The sequence below is a fragment of the Segatella hominis genome (assembly GCF_019249725.2).
In the GTDB taxonomy this organism is placed as follows: Bacteria; Bacteroidota; Bacteroidia; order Bacteroidales; family Bacteroidaceae; genus Prevotella.
This window is the reverse complement of sequence record NZ_CP137559.1, coordinates 405,673-425,110: the sequence shown is the minus strand read 5'-3', so window position 1 is coordinate 425,110 and position 19,438 is coordinate 405,673. Positions and strand designations below refer to the sequence as shown.

At 44.4% G+C, this 19,438-nt stretch carries 15 protein-coding genes; 6 read left to right on the top strand and 9 right to left on the bottom strand.

The genetic code is table 11. From position 1 onward, the window contains the following. Positions 1-2 precede the first annotated feature (2 nt). Together KUA50_RS01720 and KUA50_RS01715 are read left to right on the top strand one after the other, a co-directional pair. On the top strand, positions 3-1,175 hold the full coding sequence (locus KUA50_RS01720; protein ID WP_218457466.1) for a glycoside hydrolase family 88 protein: 1,173 nt from the start codon (positions 3-5) through the stop codon (positions 1,173-1,175). 47 nt (positions 1,176-1,222) lie between these two features. Then, the gene (locus KUA50_RS01715; RefSeq protein ID WP_256624311.1) at positions 1,223-2,614 is read left to right on the top strand and encodes a glycoside hydrolase family 28 protein; all 1,392 of its coding nucleotides are present in this window, start codon (positions 1,223-1,225) and stop codon (positions 2,612-2,614) included. A gap of 134 nt (positions 2,615-2,748) precedes the next feature. Here the strand turns inward: KUA50_RS01715 and KUA50_RS01710 are convergent, their stop codons facing one another. The 7 genes from KUA50_RS01710 to trpD form a co-directional block, all read right to left on the bottom strand. Further along, entirely contained in the window at positions 2,749-3,342 is a 594-nt protein-coding gene (locus KUA50_RS01710; RefSeq protein WP_218457467.1) for an anthranilate synthase component II, read from the bottom strand. An 87-nt stretch (positions 3,343-3,429) separates the two neighbouring features. Then, a complete protein-coding gene (locus tag KUA50_RS01705) occupies positions 3,430-4,866 on the bottom strand; it encodes an anthranilate synthase component I family protein (RefSeq protein ID WP_218457468.1) in 1,437 nt (478 codons plus the stop codon). A gap of 128 nt (positions 4,867-4,994) precedes the next feature. Continuing rightward, on the bottom strand, positions 4,995-6,194 hold the full coding sequence (trpB, locus tag KUA50_RS01700; protein ID WP_022111389.1) for a tryptophan synthase subunit beta: 1,200 nt from the start codon (positions 6,192-6,194) through the stop codon (positions 4,995-4,997). A gap of 141 nt (positions 6,195-6,335) precedes the next feature. Further along, positions 6,336-7,112, bottom strand: coding sequence for a tryptophan synthase subunit alpha (gene trpA, locus KUA50_RS01695; protein ID WP_218457469.1), 777 nt, complete (start codon positions 7,110-7,112; stop codon positions 6,336-6,338). 55 nt (positions 7,113-7,167) lie between these two features. Further along, a complete protein-coding gene (locus KUA50_RS01690) occupies positions 7,168-7,863 on the bottom strand; it encodes a phosphoribosylanthranilate isomerase (protein ID WP_218457483.1) in 696 nt (231 codons plus the stop codon). 43 nt (positions 7,864-7,906) lie between these two features. Further along, a complete protein-coding gene (trpC, locus tag KUA50_RS01685) occupies positions 7,907-8,734 on the bottom strand; it encodes an indole-3-glycerol phosphate synthase TrpC (RefSeq protein WP_218457470.1) in 828 nt (275 codons plus the stop codon). 90 nt (positions 8,735-8,824) lie between these two features. Further along, a complete protein-coding gene (gene trpD, locus KUA50_RS01680; RefSeq protein ID WP_218457471.1) occupies positions 8,825-9,829 on the bottom strand; it encodes an anthranilate phosphoribosyltransferase in 1,005 nt (334 codons plus the stop codon). A 639-nt stretch (positions 9,830-10,468) separates the two neighbouring features. Between trpD and rpe the strand changes: the two genes are divergently transcribed. Then, entirely contained in the window at positions 10,469-11,134 is a 666-nt protein-coding gene (gene rpe, locus KUA50_RS01675) for a ribulose-phosphate 3-epimerase (protein WP_218457472.1), read from the top strand. A gap of 25 nt (positions 11,135-11,159) precedes the next feature. On the opposite strand, the gene KUA50_RS01670 is transcribed toward rpe, so the two are convergent. After that, the gene (locus KUA50_RS01670) at positions 11,160-11,756 is read right to left on the bottom strand and encodes an RNA polymerase sigma factor (RefSeq protein WP_022111383.1); all 597 of its coding nucleotides are present in this window, start codon (positions 11,754-11,756) and stop codon (positions 11,160-11,162) included. A 386-nt stretch (positions 11,757-12,142) separates the two neighbouring features. Between KUA50_RS01670 and KUA50_RS01665 the strand changes: the two genes are divergently transcribed. The 3 genes from KUA50_RS01665 (at position 12,143) to KUA50_RS01655 (ending at position 18,412) form a co-directional block, all read left to right on the top strand. Further along, positions 12,143-14,758 (top strand): glycoside hydrolase family 88 protein, encoded by a 2,616-nt coding sequence (locus tag KUA50_RS01665; RefSeq protein ID WP_218457473.1) that lies wholly within the window; start codon positions 12,143-12,145, stop codon positions 14,756-14,758. A 296-nt stretch (positions 14,759-15,054) separates the two neighbouring features. Continuing rightward, entirely contained in the window at positions 15,055-16,320 is a 1,266-nt protein-coding gene (locus KUA50_RS01660) for a hypothetical protein (protein WP_218457485.1), read from the top strand. A 271-nt stretch (positions 16,321-16,591) separates the two neighbouring features. After that, positions 16,592-18,412 carry a pectate lyase gene (locus tag KUA50_RS01655; RefSeq protein WP_218457474.1) on the top strand — a complete coding sequence of 607 codons (1,821 nt, stop codon included), beginning with the start codon at positions 16,592-16,594 and terminating at the stop codon, positions 18,410-18,412. Positions 18,413-18,569: 157 nt separating this feature from the next. Here KUA50_RS01655 and KUA50_RS01650 read toward each other — a convergent pair whose 3' ends face one another. Next, positions 18,570-19,274: a hypothetical protein gene (locus KUA50_RS01650; RefSeq protein ID WP_218457475.1), complete on the bottom strand. Its 705-nt coding sequence runs from the start codon at positions 19,272-19,274 to the stop codon at positions 18,570-18,572. Positions 19,275-19,438: the final 164 nt, after the last annotated feature.

Sequence of the window (19,438 nt, the reverse complement as noted above, 5' to 3'; positions counted from 1 at the left end):
AAATGAAGAAACTAATCCTGACAAGCTTCTGCATCTTGATGGGCATGACCTCTGTGTCTGCCCAAAATGCAGCCGTGAAAGTTGCAACAGTGAAAGCTGCATCTGACAAGGAATCTCTAAAGAAGGAAATCCTGGAAGTATCACAGCGCACCAACAACTACTTCATGACGAAGTACAGTGACCCAACCCTCGACACCTATGTCAAGAAGGTACGCACGAGCAACCTCTGGACCCGTGCCGTATATTACGAAGGATTGATGGCACTCTACGAGATAGACCCTCAGCAGCGCTACCTCGACTATACCGACCGCTGGGCAGACTATCACAAGTGGACAGCCCGTGGCAGCGTGAATGATACTGATGCCGACAACCAGTGTTGCCAGCAAACCTATATCGACCGCTATATCCAGACTGGCGGCAAAAAGGATTTGAGTAAGGTAAAGGAGAACCTCGACCATCAGATGAGCACCAACCGTGTTTCATACTGGACATGGATTGATGCGATACAGATGGCTATGCCTGTCTATGCCAAATATGCTAAGTTGACCGGTGAGAAGAAATACCTCGACTATGCAATGAACTCCTACAAGTGGAGCCGTGATACCTTGGCTGGCGGTCTCTTCAATAAGAAAGAAGGACTCTGGTGGAGAGACAAAGACTATGTGCCACCTTACAAGGAGAAAGATGGCAGCAACTGCTATTGGAGCCGCGGAAACGGTTGGGTATATGCTGCATTGGTACGCGTGATGCAGACCTTGCCTAAGACTGATAAGAACTACCTATACCTGAAGAAAGACTTTATCGCTATGAGCAAGGCGATATTGAAGTGCCAGCGTGAGGATGGATATTGGAACGTAAGCCTCGTTTGTCCTGCCAACTATGGTGGTCCTGAAATGACTGGTACAGGTCTCTTCCTTTATGGCATGGCATGGGGTGTGCAGCAGGGTATCCTGCCAAGAGCTACCTATCAGAAAGCAATGGATAAAGCTTGGAAGGCATTGGCTGCATCGGTTCACGAAGATGGTTTCATCGGATACAACCAGGGCACAGGTAAGGATCCTGCTGCAGGTCAGCCTGTCACCTTTACTTCTGTTCCTGACTTCGAGGACTACGGTACTGGTTGCCTCCTGCTCGGTGCGGCGGAGTATTACAAGCTTTTAAAGGTAAAAAAGTAAAAAAGTAAAAAGGTAAAAAAGTAAAAAGGTAAAAGGGTAAAAAAGTTATGAGAAAATATATTTGGCTGATGGCTTGCTTGGTGGCTTTTGCGCCACTAAGCGCCAATGCCGCCAAGAAACAGAAGAAAGCGAAAAAGGCACAGACTGAACTCTGGCCTGACGGCACGAAGATGGATGCATGGTTCTGCAATGCACAGAAGGTGAATGTAGATACCCTTGGCAAGAAATACGTGATTACCGATTATGGTGTCAAGAACGACAGTACCCTGATTCAGACTCAGGCTATCCAGACTGTTATCGACCAGGCTGCTAAGGATGGCGGTGGTGTCATCGTCGTTCCTGCTGGTACCTATCAGAGCGGTGCCCTCTTCTTCCGTCCGAAAACCCATCTCTATCTTGAAGAGGGTGGTAAACTGAAAGGTAGTGACCGCATTGCCAACTTCCCTGTCTTGGAAACCCGTATCGAGGGGGAAACCTGCAAGTATTTCTCTGCCTTCATCAATGCAGACAAGTGTGATGGTTTCACCATTGCCGGTAAAGGAACTATCGACGGTAACGGCTATCACTACTGGGAGGAATTCTGGATTCGTCGTACATGGAACCGCCAGTGTACCAACAAGGATGCCCAGCGTCCACGCCTCGTATATATCAGCAATTCGAGCCATGTGACCATACAGGATGTCCACATCCAGAACAGTCCTTTCTGGACCAATCACATCTATCGTTGCGACCATGTTCGCTTCTTGGGATGCACCATCTTCGCTCCTACCAGTGGAGTGAAGGCACCAAGCAGTGATGCTATCGATATCGACGTATGTCACGACGTATTAGTGGAAGGCTGCTTCATGAGCGTAAATGATGATGCCATTGCCATCAAGGGCGGTAAGGGAACCTGGGCAGACAAGGCACCAGAGAATGGACCAGTCTATAATGTGCTCATCCAGAACTGCAACTATGGTAGAGTGCATGGTTGTCTGACTTTGGGCAGCGAGAGTGTGAAAGACCGCAACATCGTGTTGCGCAACATCAAGGTGGGCAATGCGCAGCGCGTACTCTGGTTGAAGATGCGCCCTGACACTCCTCAGCACTATGAGTATGTGACGGTAGATAACATCCAGGGCACCACAGGCAGTTTCTTGGTTGTCCGCCCTTGGACTCAGTTCTTCAAACCAGGCGACCGCAAGGATATGCCACTCAGTCAGTGCAACAACATCACCATCAAAAACATCCAGATGGATTGTGACAACTTCTTTGATGTGGGCACCAGCGACAAGTACCGTCTGGTAGATTTCACCTTCGAAAACATCCAATCTACTGATAAGAAAATGGCATTCAATAAGGATGTCATTGAAAACACAATCGTGAAGAATGTCAATATCACACCAAGAGAAAAGAGCAATGGTTTGAAAACTACCGGCGATGCTGATGGATTGAAATAAAAGAAATAAAATAAAAAGAATAAATAAAAAGAGAAAAACAGCATATCTTCCATTGACGGTTGATATGCTGTTTTTCTATTGAGGATTTTCGTCTTCCTTTATCACGGAAAATTCTGTTCGAGGTTTTATATCCACTATGTCCAACTCTTATCAAAATCTTCACCGTCGAAGGCAAGCCAATTCTTGATAATCGTCTTGCCCTCTGGAGTCAGTACACTTTCCGGATGGAACTGAATACCATGGATATCATAATGCTTGTGCTTCAAACCCATGATGCAACCGTCATCGCTCACTGCTGTCACATCAAGACACTCTGGGAAATTTGTTCTATCCACTACCCATGAATGATAACGACCTATCTCTATACGCTTAGACATACCAGCAAAAATAGGATCATTACCAAACTGAGTACAAGGAGTAGCAACTCCATGATATACTTCAGAGAGATTGGTAAGTTTGGCGCCAAAAGCCTCACCTATCGCCTGATGACCCAGACAGACACCCAACATTGGTTTTCTGCCAGCATAAGTCTTGATGACATCCATCAGAAGACCTGCCTCAGAAGGAATACCAGGTCCCGGACTCAGGATGATCTTGTCGAAACGGTCTAGTTCGCGCAATTGGAACTGATCGTTGCGGAATACCGTCACCTCTGCACCTAACTCTTTTACCAGATGAGCCAGATTATAGGTGAAGGAATCGTAATTATCTATGATTACTACTTTCATCTTTATAAAATATTTAATGTTTAGTGCTTACTGGAAGCATTTGAATTCTTCACTCTTCATTCTTCACTCTTCACTTACATCACTATCCTACAACTGCTCTGCAATATGGATAGCCTTGGTGAGTGCACCCAACTTGTTATTACACTCTTCCAGTTCATACTGGTCATTGCTTTTTGCTACGACACCACTACCCGCCTGGAACCAGAGCTCACCATTACGACTGATAAAGGTACGGATAACGATGGCCTGATTGAGGTCACCATTCAGTCCGATAAATCCGATGCAACCGCCATAAGCACCTCGGTTGTGAGGCTCCAGTTCTGAGATAATCTGCATGGCACGAACCTTAGGAGCACCACTCAGCGTACCTGCTGGGAAAGTATCGATAAACTCCTTGATATGATCAGCATCCTTATCAAGCGTACCACTTACACGACTTACGAGATGAATGACATGGCTGTAGAACTGCATATCCTTATAGAAATCTACCTTCACACCATGACAGTTGCGACTCAGGTCATTGCGTGCCAGATCCACCAACATCACATGCTCTGCATTCTCTTTCGGATCATTGCGCAGGAACTCAGCAGCCTTGCGGTCCTGTTCGATATCGCCTGTACGCTTAGTAGTACCGGCAATAGGATCTATGAATGCCTTGTTGCCTACGATACGGTTGTGGGTTTCTGGAGAAGAACCGAAGATACGGTATCCGCCGAAATCAAAATAGAAGAGGTATGGTGATGGATTGATACTACGAAGCGCACGGTAGAGTTTGAAATCATCACCCTCATACTTCTGGACGAAACGGCGACTGACCACAATCTGGAAGACATCACCACGCAAACAGTGCTGGATGCACTTTCTTACATTCTCCTTATGCTGCTCATCAGTAAGCGTAGAAGTCGTATCTCCCACAGGATGGAAGTCGTATGGTTTCACATTTGCCTTGTTGATAGCCTTCAGGAGCGCATCCAGTTCAGCCTCACCAGCAGAACCTTCTGCATCACTCAGCGCAATCAGTTCCATCGTATTGTTGTAATGATCGAAAACGATGATGTCCTTATACATGATATAATAGATATCCGGCGCATCATTCTTTTCCATCGTCGTATCCTTTACCGGGATATTCTCAAAGTAGCGTACCGCATTGAAAGTGGTGAAACCATAGAGTCCACAGAAGTCCTTGCCCTCTCCCTCCACATGGAAAGACTTGACAAAGTCATTGATTGCCTTGGAGATGGCGAGTTTACACTCCTCACCCTTTCCCTCACCGAAGGCAGGGAGTTCCTGTTTTTCCACCTTGCCATCGGGATAAGTGACTGTCACGATACCGTGTCCCACAGCGATGCTTGCCATCGGATGTACGCCGATGAAGGAACGAGAGTTCTCTGAGCCATGGTAGTCGGAACTCTCCATCAAGGCAGACTGGGGATATATGTCACGAAGTCGCATATAGACTCCCACCGGTGTATAGAGATCGGCGAGAATCTTGCGAGTCTTTGTTGTATAATTGAATCTACTCATATTTTAAACGATAAAAAAATGAAGCCTATTGCATTGACACATGAAGCAGGCTTCAATGACCAACGAAGCCTATTGCATTGACACATGAAGCAGGCTTCGCTTGATGGTGAAGCTTAAAGCCTCTAATTTTAAAAATCTCCGTATTCTTTAGCCATTTCCTTATGACTCAAGTAGGTCTCCACGTCCTTGTCACCACGTCCAGAAACTGTGAGCACAACGACATCGTCCTTCTTGAATTTCATCTTCTTCAAGGCAGCCACAGCATGGGCACTCTCGATAGCAGGAATGATACCCTCCATACGGGTCAACTCATATCCAGCATAGATAGCCTCATCATCTTTGATGGCAAGCACATGACTACGGCCACGGGTAGCCAAGTCGGCATGCATTGGTCCGATGCCTGGATAATCCAAACCGGCACTGATGGTGAAGGCTTCTTCTATCTGTCCGTCTTCGGTCTGCATCACGAGGGTACGCGCACCATGAATGATACCTTCTGTACCGCAGTGCATGGTAGCAGCCGTATAGTTGGTATCGATACCATGACCGGCAGCCTCAGCCAAGTAAATCTGCACACGCTCGTCATCGATATAGTGATAGATGGTACCCGCAGCATTACTTCCGCCACCCACACAAGCGATAAGATAGTCAGGATAATCACGGCCAATCTTCTCTTCCAACTGCCATTTCAGTTCCTCTGAAATCACACTCTGCATCTTTGCCACGATATCAGGGTAAGGATGTGGGCCCATCGTACTGCCCACGATATAGAAAGTATCCTGAGGATGACAGCACCAGTCGCGGATAGCTTCTGAACAGGCATCGCTCAAGGTCATATTACCCGTTCTTACAGGATTAACCTTAGCCCCCAACATCTTCATACGTTCCACATTGGTATGCTGACGCTCAACGTCGGTAGCACCCATGAAGATTTCGCACTTCATATCCATCAGAGCGCAGACCGTAGCTGTAGCCACACCATGCTGACCAGCACCTGTCTCGGCAATGATACGGGTCTTGCCCATCTTCTTTGCCATCAGAATCTGACCGATGGTATTATTGATCTTATGAGCACCAGTATGGTTCAGGTCTTCACGCTTCAGATAGAGCTGGCATCCGTACTTCTCACTCATGCGCTTGGCATAATAGAGAGGTGAAGGACGACCCACATAATCTTTCAGCAGAGCGTAATACTCTTTCTTGAATTCCTCACTCTCGATGATAGGCTTGTAAGCCTCCTGGAGTTCTGTCACACATTTATATAATATCTCTGGCACGTATGCGCCACCGAATTTTCCAAAAAATCCTTTATCGTCAACTTGATACATCGCAATCTAATATTAAATGACAAATGACAAATGTAAAATGACAAATGACAAATGTAAAATGTAAAATGTTTAATTAGGCTTTCGCCCTTGAGTCACAAACGAAACTGATGAATTCTTCACTCTTCGTTCTTCACTCTTCACTTACTTCTTGAGTGCCTCGAAAAGCAGATCGAGCGCCTTGTCCGGATCACCCACTTCATTGAGTAATGTCACGAATTTACTTCCAATGATAGCACCAGCTGCATTGTCCTGTGCACTGGTCAGAGTCTGCTTGTTACTGATTCCGAAACCAATCATACGAGGGTTGCGGAGATTCATACTGTTGATATGATTGAAATAAGCGAGTTTGGCATCACCAAAACTACTCTGTGCTCCTGTGATGCTGGCTGAACTGACCATATAGATGAAACCATCGGTATGCTCATCGATGAATCGGATGCGCTCCTCGCTGGTCTCCGGTGTAATCATCATGATGACACGGATGTCATACTTGTCGGCAATCGGCTTCACCACTTTCAGATAGTCATCGAAAGGAAGGTCTGGAATGATGGTGCCACTCACACCGCTCTCCACACAACTCTGGAAGAAAGCCTCGATGCCATAGTGCATGATAGGGTTGAGGTAACCCATCAGAACCAATGGCAATTGCACTTCATCCTTGATGGCCTTGAGCTGACCGAAGAGCGCCTTCACGGTCATTCCGTTCTTCAAGGCTTTGGTACCTGCACTCTGGATGACTGGTCCGTCAGCCAAAGGGTCACTGAAAGGAATGCCTACCTCAATCATATCGATGCCATGGCGTTCCATGGATTTGATGACAGCACCTGTGCCCTCGAAGGTTGGACAACCGGCACAGAAATACAAGCTCAAAAGCTTGCGGTCTTTATTGTTTGCAAATAATGCATTTATCTTATTCATTTTTTTGTTTTTTTACCTTTAAGAGCAAGAATGCTCTTTTTACCTTTTTACTTTTTTACCTTTTTACCTTTAAAAGGAATTTCCTGAGTTTCTCTACATCTTTCAGAGCAGGTTCGATTTCAAATTTCGAATTCAAATCGATACCGATACACTTCGGGTGCTGGAAGGCTTTCAGCCGTTCTACATCTTCCGGTCCGATACCGCCACTCAGGAGGAATGGGGTCTCGCCATCGTACTGCTGCAGAACTTGCCAATCAAACTGCTCACCACATCCACCGACCGTCTTACATTTGGTGTCGAAAAGGAAGAGGTCAACAGCGCCTGCATACTCCTTATATTTCTGGATATCCTCGGCTGAGCTTACGCTGATAGCCTTGATGATCCTGATATTGGGTTTGATGTCGGGATCGATGGTAGCACGGAGATTCTCGATGGTTTCACGAGGTTCATTACCATGCAACTGGATGTAGTCGAGACGGTAATTATAGACACGTGTCACGATGTTCTGGGGCATATCATCCACAAAGACTCCCACCCTTGCCGGTTGCTTTTGAGTCTCAGCAGTCTTACGCGCCATCGCAAGTTCGATACGCTCTTCCGAGTAGTCTGGTATAATGCCAGCCTTGCTGCTGATCATCTGCACAAACCGCGGTGACTTCGGATAGAAGATGAATCCTATCATATCAACCCCGAGTTGGGAAACTTCGCGAATGTTATCGGCATCACGCATACCACACACCTTAACCAACATTTTATCTGTATTCATTTCTCTTTCTTTTTTCTCGTTAGTATTTTCATCTGAACGCATCATTGATTTCCAGTTGCTTCAGAAAATCCGCAAGTCCTTGTCCCGGGTCAGCCTGTTTCATAAACTGCTCTCCCATCAGGAAGCCACGGAAACCGCCTTCCTCACGGAGCCTTTTGACAACTTGCGGATGGGAGATACCGCTTTCGCTGACTCTGCACACATCCTTCGGCAACTGCTCTGCCAGGCGGAAACTGTTTTCCACATCGGTAACAAACGTACCGAGATTGCGATTGTTGATGCCATACATATCAGGTTCGAGTTCTGCATATTCGAAATCCCGGTCGTTGTGCATCTCCAAGAGTACTTCCATTCCGAGTTGGTGCGCCATATCAAGAAGACGCTTACATTCCTCTTTCGTCAGACAGGCAGCTATCAGGAGTACGGCAGAAGCACCGCAATATCTCGCCTGCAGGAGTTGGTATTCCTCGATAACGAAGTTCTTATATAATATAGGTATATGAACCCCCACGTGGCGAGCCTCCTGTATAAACTCATCATAACCGCCGAAGTAGTCGATATCGGTAAGGATGCTGAGAGCTGAAGCTCCATTCTCCTGATAAGCCAACGGGATGATACTTGCCTTACCCTCCTCCTTGATCCATCCCTTGGACGGTGATTTTCTCTTAAACTCAGCGATGATACCCGTAGAGGACTCCATCAGTGCCTTGCGCATGCTGCCTCCAGGTACCAGTCCGTCATCCGCCTGCATCTTCTGTTCCGTCAGGGAAATCATCTGCCGGGGTTGGATGAAGCGCTTGCGCTGTTCTATCTCGATTCGCTTATGAGCGACAATCTCTTCTAAAATATCAGCCATTTTCAATGTTAAATGTTAAATGAGAAATGAGGCATACGCCCTCAAACATTTGAATTCTTCACTATTCACTCTTCGTTCTTCACTCTATACTTAACTATTCAGTTCTACAAATTTCTTGAATGTAGCGAGTGCCTTGCCACTATCGATGCTCTCTCGTGCAATCTCCACACATTCCTCAATACTCTTCTTTCCCTTCTCCATAACCTGAATACCGAAGGCGGCATTGGCAAGTACGATATTCTTCTGGGCAGGCAATGCACGGTTCTCAAGTACGGCATCAAAGATTTCCTTAGCCTCTTCCTCTGTAGCACCACCTCTAACTTCCTCAGGTTTAGCAATTTCAAAACCAAGATCCTGTGGCTTGAAGATGCGCTCATAATGATTGGTCGTTACCTTGAAATCACTGGTCAGGGAAATCTCATCGTAACCGTCGATGCTATTTACAATACCATAGTCGATGCCTAACTTCTGATAAACCTGATTATAGAGTCGCATCTGGTCCAGGTTGGCTACACCGAGCAACTGGCATTTAGGCAGACTTGGATTAACCAATGGACCGAGGAGATTAAAAACGGTTGGGAATTGGAGTGCCTTACGGATAGGACCAACAAACTTCATTGCCTTGGCAAAGAGTTGGGCATGGAGATAGACGATACCAGTCTCATTGATAGAACGGTTCAACTTATCCAAATCATCAGTAAACTGCACACCATGGTTTTTGATGACATTCGAAGCACCGCTCACAGAAGTAGCCGCATAATTACCATGCTTGGCAACCTTATAACCAGCACCAGCAATGACGAAGCAAGCGGTAGTAGAAATATTGAAAGTATTCTTGCGGTCGCCACCTGTACCAACCACATCAATGTATCGGTCGCAATCTAAGATGGCAGGAACGCCGGTAGCCAAGATACCATCACGGAAGCCCAACAGTTCATCTACGGTAACGCCTCGCATCTGCAAACCGGTAAGCAAAGCGGTAATCTGCTCCTCAGGGAACTCACTCTTGGTGATACCCACGATGATGTTCTTGGTTTCCTCACGGGAAAGTTCCTCGTGATTCAACATTCTGTTCAAAATGTCCTTCATTTCCATAGTTTATTCTCCTATATTTTATTTTTATTTTCTATTCCCAATCCCCCATTCCTAAGGTAAATATATGAAAAAAGACCTGTCGTAAGTACGGCAGGCCTTAATTATATCATGGATTCATATCCACGCACGGCTTATCGTCTCACGACTTTTTAAATCTTGAGATACGCCACCACCATGCTGTTGAAGATACGAATGTTGTCATCATATTGTTTATTTTTAAATTCAATTGCAAAAGTACGCTTTTTCTATTAAACTACAAACTTTTTGGCGAAAAATTTTAGAATTTAACAGAAATAAGTAATTAAAAGCTACTTTTGGGGGTAAAATCAAGTGTTTCAAGCCACTATACATTATTATATATAATAAGGCAAGAGTCAAGTTGATAAAAAAATACATTTCAAATGTAATAAAGTAGAAAATCTTTCGTTATACTAATAAAGATGAAGAAATAAACTGAATCTTAGTATCATTATATTAACTATCATAACAGTAACGCCTATGAAGCAAGTTTTTACTTCCGAAGAAATGAGACCATCCAAAAGGACGATCAGCATTATCAAACAGATAGCATACACCTATCGAACGATTAAGAGGAATGGTAAGTACGAGGTGTACTGTCTTAACTAACGAACTCAAAATATGAAGACATTGGTATCACCATCTTTGCTTTCAGCCAATTTTTTGGATCTGAAAAGCGAAGTTGAAATGATTAATCAGAGTGAAGCCGACTGGCTCCACATGGACATTATGGATGGGGTATTCGTGCCCAATATCTCTTTTGGTTTTCCTGTTCTTGAAGCCGTAGCCAAGGTTTGCAAAAAACCTCTTGATGTGCATTTCATGATAGCACATCCGGAAGAATACATCGAGCAGACTGCCAAGACTGGTGCCATGATGATGAATGTACATTACGAAGCATGTACCCACCTGCACCGTATCATCCAGCAGATTCATGCAGCTGGCATGAAAGCAGGTGTTACACTGAATCCATCTACTCCAGTCTGCGTACTGGAAGATATCATCTGCGATGTAGATATGGTATTGCTGATGAGTGTAAACCCAGGTTTCGGAGGACAGAAGTTCATCGAGAACACCATCAAGAAGGTGGAAAGACTGAGAAAACTCATCAAGGATTCACACTCCAACGCCCTCATCGAAGTAGATGGTGGCGTACAGGCAGAAACAGCCCCACGCCTGGCCAAAGCAGGAGTCAACGTACTGGTAAGTGGAAGTTATGTGTTTAAGAGCACAGATCCTATTTCCACCATCCATGCCCTCAAAGAATTGAAACAGCCAGAGGATTAAGCCTCCGGAAATAAAATATCCAATACTAGTCTAACTGAAGATATACGTCATGCTTCTTAGCCATTCTGCGAAGATTGAGAAGAGCATAGCGCATTCTTCCGAGACTGGTATTGATACTTACACCTGTAGCCTCAGCGATTTCCTTGAATGTGAGTTGCTGATAGTAGCGCATATACACTACTTCACGCTGTAAAATAGGCAACTGCTCCATCATCTTTCTGACATCAGAAAGAATCTGGATATTAATCAAATTAACTTCTGCATTTGCTTCCAACAAATCATCACCACTGATATTAGACAGATCATTGTCGTCTTTCGATTCTACGACATACTTATAGCGCTGACCACGATACATATCCATCATGACGTTATGAGCAATACGCAACAACCAGCCTCCGAATTTTCCGTTTGCAGAATATTCGTGGTTCTGAAGTTTGCTTACCACCTTCAAAAAGGTTTCCTGGAAGATGTCATTAGCCACCTCTTGATCACGCACAAAGAACATGATGTATGTAAACAACTTCACTTCATTGCGCGAAAGCAGTAAGTCAAAGGCACGATTGTTACCTTCGACATAAAGAAGGGCCAACTCCTCGTCGGTCAAATCTTGTAGATTTCTCATTTCTTAATCCTTTATTTTTAATTAAGTAAATGTCTTATCAATAGGCTATTTTTTTTAAGAATTGCACAATATAAGTTAATTATCGTTGGCAAAGATAATAATTTTCTGAGAAACCACCAAAATTTTAACATAAAAAAGGTTGGTTACAGGACGTAGCCAACCAAAAATGAATACTTTGAAGCAAACGGCTTTAAAGTATTACGGGTGCAAATATACGCCTTTTTCCGATTATCTCCAAACTTTTTTAAGGCAAAATTACTTTTTTAACATTGTGTGCGTGTACATTACAAAATAAAATCGTATCTTTGCAGTATCTTTATAAAAGATAAGGTTCTAAACCAAGCCAAATCAAAATTTAATATAAATCTACAAACAGAACAACAAGCATGAAACACTTAAAAACGTTGCTGCTTGCCTTACTACTCTTCCCTACCCTCGCTTTTGCATCGGGATGGAACGAACAGGAGTACAAGCAGATCGAACAAAGTATTCTAAAGCCTCAACTTCATGAGCGCCAGTTTGTCATCTCTTCTTTTGGTGCCAAGACCAATGCGTCTGCAGCCCAAAACCAGAAGGCTATCAACCGACTCATCTCTCTGGTTTCCAAAAAAGGTGGCGGTAAGGTGATTGTACCGAAAGGAACCTGGAACACAGGTGCCATCGAAATGAAAAGTCATGTCAACCTCGTTCTCGAGGAAGGTGCGACGCTGAAATTCGCTTTCGATACCAATCTCTATCCACTCGTCCGTACTTCTTGGGAAGGTCTGGCTTGTTGGAACTATTCTCCATGCATCTATGGCTACAAGGTGACTGACATCGCCATCACGGGTAAGGGTACCATCGACGGTGGTGGTAACAACGAGACCTGGTGGCCTATGAATGGGCATCCACGTTTCGGTTATCAGGAAGGCATAACCAAGGAAGCACAGCGACTCGGCTCACGTGCCAAATTGCTGAAACAGGCTGAAGACGGCGTGCCTTTCGACGAAAGAAAATTTGGTAAGGGACAAGGGCTGCGCCCACAGCTCGTCAACTTCGTACGTTCTGAGCGCATCCTCATCCAGGGTGTCAAGATGCTCAACTCTCCTTTCTGGGTTATCCATCCTCTGCTCTCCAAGAACATCACCGTAGATGGTGTGACCATCTGGAATGAAGGTCCTAATGGTGACGGATGCGACCCTGAGGCTTGCGAGAATGTGCTTATCCAGAACTGTATCTTCCATACCGGCGATGACTGTATCGCCATCAAGAGCGGACGCAACAATGATGGTCGCCTCTGGAACCAACCTTCCAAAAACATCATCATCCGCAACTGTAAGATGGAAGATGGACATGGAGGTGTGGTAATCGGAAGTGAAATCTCTGGCGGATGCGAGAATGTATATGCAGAAGATTGCGAAATGGACTCTCCTCACCTCGACCGCATCCTGCGCATCAAGACCAACAACTGCCGCGGTGGTGTCATCAAGAACATCAACATGCGCAACGTCACTGTGGGACAATGTAAGGAAGCTGTCGTAAAGATCAACCTCGACTACGAGCCAAAGGAGATCTGCTATCGCGGTTTTGAACCAAGCGTATCTCAGGTGTATGTGGAAAATGTAACCTGCAAGAAGAGCAACTATGGCGTGCTCATCGTTGGTCGCGACCAGGTAGAGAACGTAACTGATATCACCGTCAAGAACTGTAAGTTTGATGGCGTCATCAAACAGCCTGTCAAGATTACCGGCAAGACCCGTGATGTGAAGTTCGACAATCTCATCATCAACGGTTCCCTCGTTCTCAACAAGGAAGACCGTCCATACCAGGCATACAGCGAGTGGCTTACCCATAGCGAGATGAGCCGTGTGGCTCATCCATACCTGCTCGATTTCAGCAGCAAACCTAAGTGGAGCTACGTGATGGGCATCGAGATGGAAGGTATGCTCGACACCTATTTATATTATAAGGACAAAAAGAGCACTTTCAAGGGCAAGGATGCAGAAGCCAACAATGAGGCTATCCTCAACTACCTGAAGGAATACCCTGCCAAGATGATTGACGAACAGGGCAATATCACCGGTTACAAGTACGAGGATTTCAATCTCGACAATGTTCGCACGGCTAAATTCATCCTCCGTATGCACAATCTCTTCCCTTCTGAGGGTACCGACAAGGCACTGAAGACACTCTTCAAGCAGTTGCAGAAGCAACCTCGTACCAAGGAAGGTGTTTATTGGCACAAAGCTATCTATGCCAATCAGGTTTGGCTCGACGGTATCTTTATGGGCTTGCCTTTCTACTGCAACTATGCGGTGCAGACCATGAAACCAAAGAAGGCAAAGAAATACCTCGATGATGCCGTTGACCAGATGATCAAGACTGACAAGCGTACATACGATGAAAAGACTCAGCTCTGGAAACATGCTTGGGATGAGACACATCAGCAGTTCTGGGCTGACAAAGAAAATGGTAAGAGCCAGCATACCTGGGCAAGAGCCTTGGGATGGTATGTGATGGCAATGACCGAATGTCTCGATGCAATGCCAGAGGACTATGCCCGCCGTGGTGAAGTGATCGAACTGCTCAACAAGGCGATGGCAAGTGTCGTGAAGTATCAGGATAAGAAAACCGGTGTATGGTATGACGTGATGGACGTAAAGGATCCTCGCAACTATCTGGAGAGTACAGCATCCAGCATGTTTGCCTATGTACTCCTGAAGGGTTATCGCAAGGGTTACCTCGCAGAACAATATCGTGATGCCGGCATCAAGGCTTACAAGGGAATCTTGAAGGAATTCATCCAGGTGAACCCTGACAAGACCATCAGTCTGACCAAGTGCTGCAGTGTAAGCGGTCTCGGTCCTGGCGATGGTCCATACGTAAAGAAGCCAAACTATAAGCGTGACGGAAGCTTTGAATATTACATGAGCGAACCAATCCGTGACAATGACCCTAAGGGTGTAGGTCCATTTATCTGGGCAAGTTTGGAGATGGAACAGCAGGGACTAAAGGCAGAATAACTTGCTGATATAGAGCTACCTGAACGCACAGGAGAACTGTAATACACAGAAAATTTAGAAAATACTGAGGTGGAAAAGGACTTATTAATGTTCTTTTCCACCTTTTTTTGTGTTTTTTGGTATATTCATCAAATTTTAATACGTTTTTTGAAACAACCAATTCATATTTTTACTATCTTTGCAAAAGAAGATAAGAGCACTCGGCAATCTGAAAGTTGTCTTTCATTGCGCTCGTTTGCAATTTCTTCACCTAAGAGTTAAATAAAACATTAATTAATCTTTTAAATCTTACGTTTATGAATAAAATTTTACGCATTTCAATGATCGCTGTATTGGCATTAATTGCTAATGTCAGCTTTGCTGGTGTATCAACCATTGATTTTACAAAACTTGCTGTTAAAACTGTTAGTGATGAAAACAACAAGGAAAACAACGGCTATACTTTCACATCAGGCGACTTCACATTTACAGCAAAGAAAAATAAGGGTCAAACTGTACCAACCCAAAATACCAGCTCCAAAGACCTACGCCACTATGCCAAGAACACCATTACCATAAGCGGTGCCAAAATGACAAAAATGGTCTTTACTATATCTAAAGCGGGTAAAAGACAATGGGCCATTGTAACTGCATCAGAAGGCACAATGACCGTGGATGTAAATAGTGGTACAGCAACATGGGAAAACACCAATGGTTCTTCATCTGTAACATTAACAGTTGGCGACAAAAACGCATATGGAACAGCTGAAAAAACAAGAGCTGGACAGTTTAATGTAGACAAAGTTGACATCACCTCTGATGGTCAAGGTGGTGGAGAAACTCCTACTCCTCCTGTAGAAGAAACCAAAGTTGAAAATATTGCAGCATTCAAGGCTTTGGCAAGTGGAACAACTGCTACTTTAACTCTCAAGAATGCGCAAGTAGTTTACAAGAACGTTTACACAACAAAATCAGGTGCAACAAACACAGAGTACTATGTTCGCGATGCATCAGGTGCTATTCAGTTCTTCAATACAGATTTGGAATTAAATGTAAATCAGGTAATCAATGGTACAGTAGAGGTTACATACTCTCCTTTCAACGAATTGCCTGAGGCTACAAAGACCGCAAATACATCTGCAGAAAAGTTAACTATTACAGACGGAGAAACCGCAGTTCCTACTAAGGTTACAGTAGCAGACCTCACAACAAATAAATATCTTTGCGATCTTGTAACAGTAGAGAATGCAAATATAATATCTGAAACTTCAGGAACTTATACTAATCAATATCTTACAAATGGTACTGATAAAGTTATGATTTACGACAAATTCAAAACCAAGACTAACATCACAGATGGTGAAGGTTTTGACGTAACTGGTATCTTTGTCACAGCTAAGTTGAGCGGTAACATCATTAAAGAATTTGCTCCTATCTCTGCTCCTGTACCAACAGGTATCAACAACATTACACCCGAGGCAGCTGACGCTAATGCTCCTGCTTACAACCTCGCTGGTCAGAAGGTAGGTAAGGAATACAAGGGTGTCGTTATTAAGGCTGGCAAGAAGTTTATCCAGAAGTAAAAGTAAACAAAATAATCTGATAGGATACAATTCCATTTATCAGATCCCCTAACATCAAATCCCAGTTTCACGTTGTAACAGACGAGAAACTGGGATTTTTTATTCTCTACATTCAATCACACCATGAAGAAGGCCCATTTTGTCATAAAAATATATAAAAGAAAAGGAAAACTCCACTTATTACATATTTTATGCTTAACTTTGTTAATATATTAGTTTCAAAACAAATTATCAGATAAAAAGAATCTAACAAAATAACATACTGAAACAAATGAAACAGAAAGTTTTTACACTATTGGCTGCTTCGCTCATCAGCGCAGCATCCATGGCGCAAGCCCCTGCCTTTCCTGGAGCCGAAGGTCACGGAAGATACGTAACGGGTGGTAGAGGCGGCAAAATCGTACACGTAACGAATCTCAATGACAGCGGAACTGGCTCTTTCAGAGAGGCTGTCAAGTCAGGCAATAAGATCATCGTCTTCGATGTGGCTGGTGTGATTGCGCTGAAGTCTGACCTTAAATTCGCAGACAATATCACGATTCTTGGACAGACTGCCCCATCTCCAGGCATCACCCTGCGCTATTATACGGTTCAACCGGGCAGCAACAACATCATCCGCTTCCTTCGCATTCGCCGTGGACAAGAGAAAGACATCAACGACGGAGCTGATGCTTCATGGCAGCGCAACAAGACCGGCATTATTTACGACCATTGCTCCTTGAGTTGGAGTATTGATGAAGTAGCCTCTTTCTACGACAACAACAATTTCACCATGCAGTGGTGTACTGTAGCAGAAAGCCTCACCAACCCAGGTCACTCCAAGGGAGCACACGGCTATGGTGGTATTTGGGGCGGTAAGTTGGCAAGCTTCCACCATAACTTTGTAGCTCATCTCATGAACCGTGGTCCTCGATTCAATGGTGCCAGATATGGATGGACAGGATACACCAGCAACAAGGATTACGATACCTATAAATGGCAAAACACCGTGCAGGCTGAAAACGTGGATTTCCGTAACTGCGTGATGTATAATGCACAAGGAACCTGCTATGGCGGTCCTGGTGGCGGACAGATCAATATCGTCAACAACTACTACAAGGCTGGTCCCAGCCATAGTTTGAAAGGTACAACTTTGAATGGACTCAAGGTGGATGTGAGCACAGGTAAAGAGCGAGGAAGCCAAGACCGTATCACCCTTGTCACACTTTCTACACAGAGCAACTCCGACAAAAATCATCCAGAACTATACGACATGACCAGCCGTTACTATATCAATGGTAATACGACAGAAACCACGAAGGGTCAGAAGACGGAGAACAAAGACTGGAAGGGCATAAGCTACGACAAGGGTATTCCAAGCCTGAACGGTGAATACTATAGTCCGGACGCGAACAACTACTATGGCGATGCTGTGGCTCATACCACTATCAGTGGCAAGTCGTGCGTCAAAATCAAGATGGATGAACCAGCTCCAACAGGACAAGTAACCACCCACTCTGCTGCCGAAGCATACGAAAAGGTTTTAGCCTATGTGGGAGCATCCCTCTATCGCGACGAAATAGATGCTCGATACATGGAAGAAGCCAAGACAGGTACCGCTACTTACAAAGGAAGCATCACCCAATCGCCAGGAATCATCGACAAGGTATCAGATGTGAATGGATATACAGAAGACAACTTCGGAACCGGCACACGTCCTGCCGACTTTGATACAGACAAGGATGGCATACCAGACGAATGGGAGAAGGCGAATGGCTTGAATCCAAACGACGCTTCTGATGCCCTCACCTACTCGCTCGACGAGAAGGGTTATTATACAAACATCGAAGTCTATGCCAACTCTCTGGTAGAGAATATCATGAAGGTAGAAAACCAGGATGCCCTTTCAGAAGTAGATGAGTATTATCCAACTACCGTTTCCACCGGCATTTCTCAGATAGAGAATAACCAGGAAGTAGGCAATAGCGCCATCAAATCCATCACTTACTATACCCTGAATGGGACAAAGTTACCTACTCCCAATAAAGGAGTAAACATCAGAAAGATAGAATTGACGAATGGGACAATAAAGACTGACAAGGTTATCAAATAGGATAACCTTGTCGGAACCATACCATATCATAGAAAAAGATAGATTATATCGCAAGATAAAACAAATAAAAATCCCCTGCCAGCATATTGCCGACAGGGGGGTAACTAAACTATATCCTTAAACCTATGATAAACCTTTTTACGCTTTCAAAAGGAAATTATTTATTAATGAACTTTTTTCCATTCTTGATAACAATACCCTTAGCATCATTTGCAACTTTCTGACCTAAGAGATTGAATGTTGCGCCATCTTTAGAAGACTTTGGAGCTTGGATATCAGAAATGCCAGTAGATGTGCCTGTCACATACTTGAAGCCGAAGAAGCCCAGCTTAGTACCAGCAGCGAGTACATAGTATGTACCACCCTCAGCAACGCTGAATGTTACAGTACCATTAGACTTTACAGAAACAATATTCTCGCCCTTGTCGTTCTGTGTGAACTCCTGAGAATCACCATCCTTGGCAGCAGGCAAATTATAAGAAGCAGGAGCTACCTCAGCAAATTCTGCATCCAGGATATGGAAACCCTTGTTTCCATTCAACTGAACACCTACTGTTAGAGAACCAGCCTTTACTGTTTCGAACTTATAAACACAACCAGTTGGCGCTGCATCTGACACCAACTTACCGTTGCTCTTACCACAAACATAAGCTGTAAAGTCTGCATCAGCCCAATTGTCCGTAGCCTTACCTACCGCAAAAGCAGTACCAGCATTCTCGCAATAAGTCAAAGTTACATTGTTTACAGATGTAATCTGATCACCAGCTGTCACCTTATCACCTTCCGCTACTGCGTAAGTTCCCTGAGCGTTCATACTTGCTGCCATAGCGACAGCGGCAATAAGAGTAAAGAATTTCTTCATAATTGTTACGTTTTAAGTTTATTAATCTGTAATTTGTTTGAAAATTTAAGTTATTAGCTTATTTTCGTTTGCAAAAGTAACACATTATCTGATAAAATAGAACAGAAAAGTAGAGAAATCTCACGCAAACGATTACGTGCGTTTCACCGGTATCTTACATACAT

Excerpts from the sequence above, each read along its gene's own strand:
- KUA50_RS01650 (WP_218457475.1), bottom strand. The coding sequence starts at position 19,274 with ATGAAGAAATTCTTTACTCTTATTGCCGCTGTCGCTATGGCAGCAAGT.
- KUA50_RS01690 (WP_218457483.1), bottom strand. The coding sequence starts at position 7,863 with ATGTTGGTTAAGGTGTGTGGTATGCGTGATGCCGATAACATTCGCGAA.
- trpB (WP_022111389.1), bottom strand. The coding sequence starts at position 6,194 with ATGTATCAAGTTGACGATAAAGGATTTTTTGGAAAATTCGGTGGCGCA.
- KUA50_RS01715 (WP_256624311.1), top strand. The coding sequence starts at position 1,223 with ATGAGAAAATATATTTGGCTGATGGCTTGCTTGGTGGCTTTTGCGCCA.
- rpe (WP_218457472.1), top strand. The coding sequence starts at position 10,469 with ATGAAGACATTGGTATCACCATCTTTGCTTTCAGCCAATTTTTTGGAT.
- KUA50_RS01660 (WP_218457485.1), top strand. The coding sequence starts at position 15,055 with ATGAATAAAATTTTACGCATTTCAATGATCGCTGTATTGGCATTAATT.
- trpD (WP_218457471.1), bottom strand. The coding sequence starts at position 9,829 with ATGGAAATGAAGGACATTTTGAACAGAATGTTGAATCACGAGGAACTT.
- KUA50_RS01670 (WP_022111383.1), bottom strand. The coding sequence starts at position 11,756 with ATGAGAAATCTACAAGATTTGACCGACGAGGAGTTGGCCCTTCTTTAT.
- KUA50_RS01720 (WP_218457466.1), top strand. The coding sequence starts at position 3 with ATGAAGAAACTAATCCTGACAAGCTTCTGCATCTTGATGGGCATGACC.
- trpC (WP_218457470.1), bottom strand. The coding sequence starts at position 8,734 with ATGGCTGATATTTTAGAAGAGATTGTCGCTCATAAGCGAATCGAGATA.
- KUA50_RS01665 (WP_218457473.1), top strand. The coding sequence starts at position 12,143 with ATGAAACACTTAAAAACGTTGCTGCTTGCCTTACTACTCTTCCCTACC.
- trpA (WP_218457469.1), bottom strand. The coding sequence starts at position 7,112 with ATGAATAAGATAAATGCATTATTTGCAAACAATAAAGACCGCAAGCTT.
- KUA50_RS01705 (WP_218457468.1), bottom strand. The coding sequence starts at position 4,866 with ATGAGTAGATTCAATTATACAACAAAGACTCGCAAGATTCTCGCCGAT.
- KUA50_RS01710 (WP_218457467.1), bottom strand. The coding sequence starts at position 3,342 with ATGAAAGTAGTAATCATAGATAATTACGATTCCTTCACCTATAATCTG.
- KUA50_RS01655 (WP_218457474.1), top strand. The coding sequence starts at position 16,592 with ATGAAACAGAAAGTTTTTACACTATTGGCTGCTTCGCTCATCAGCGCA.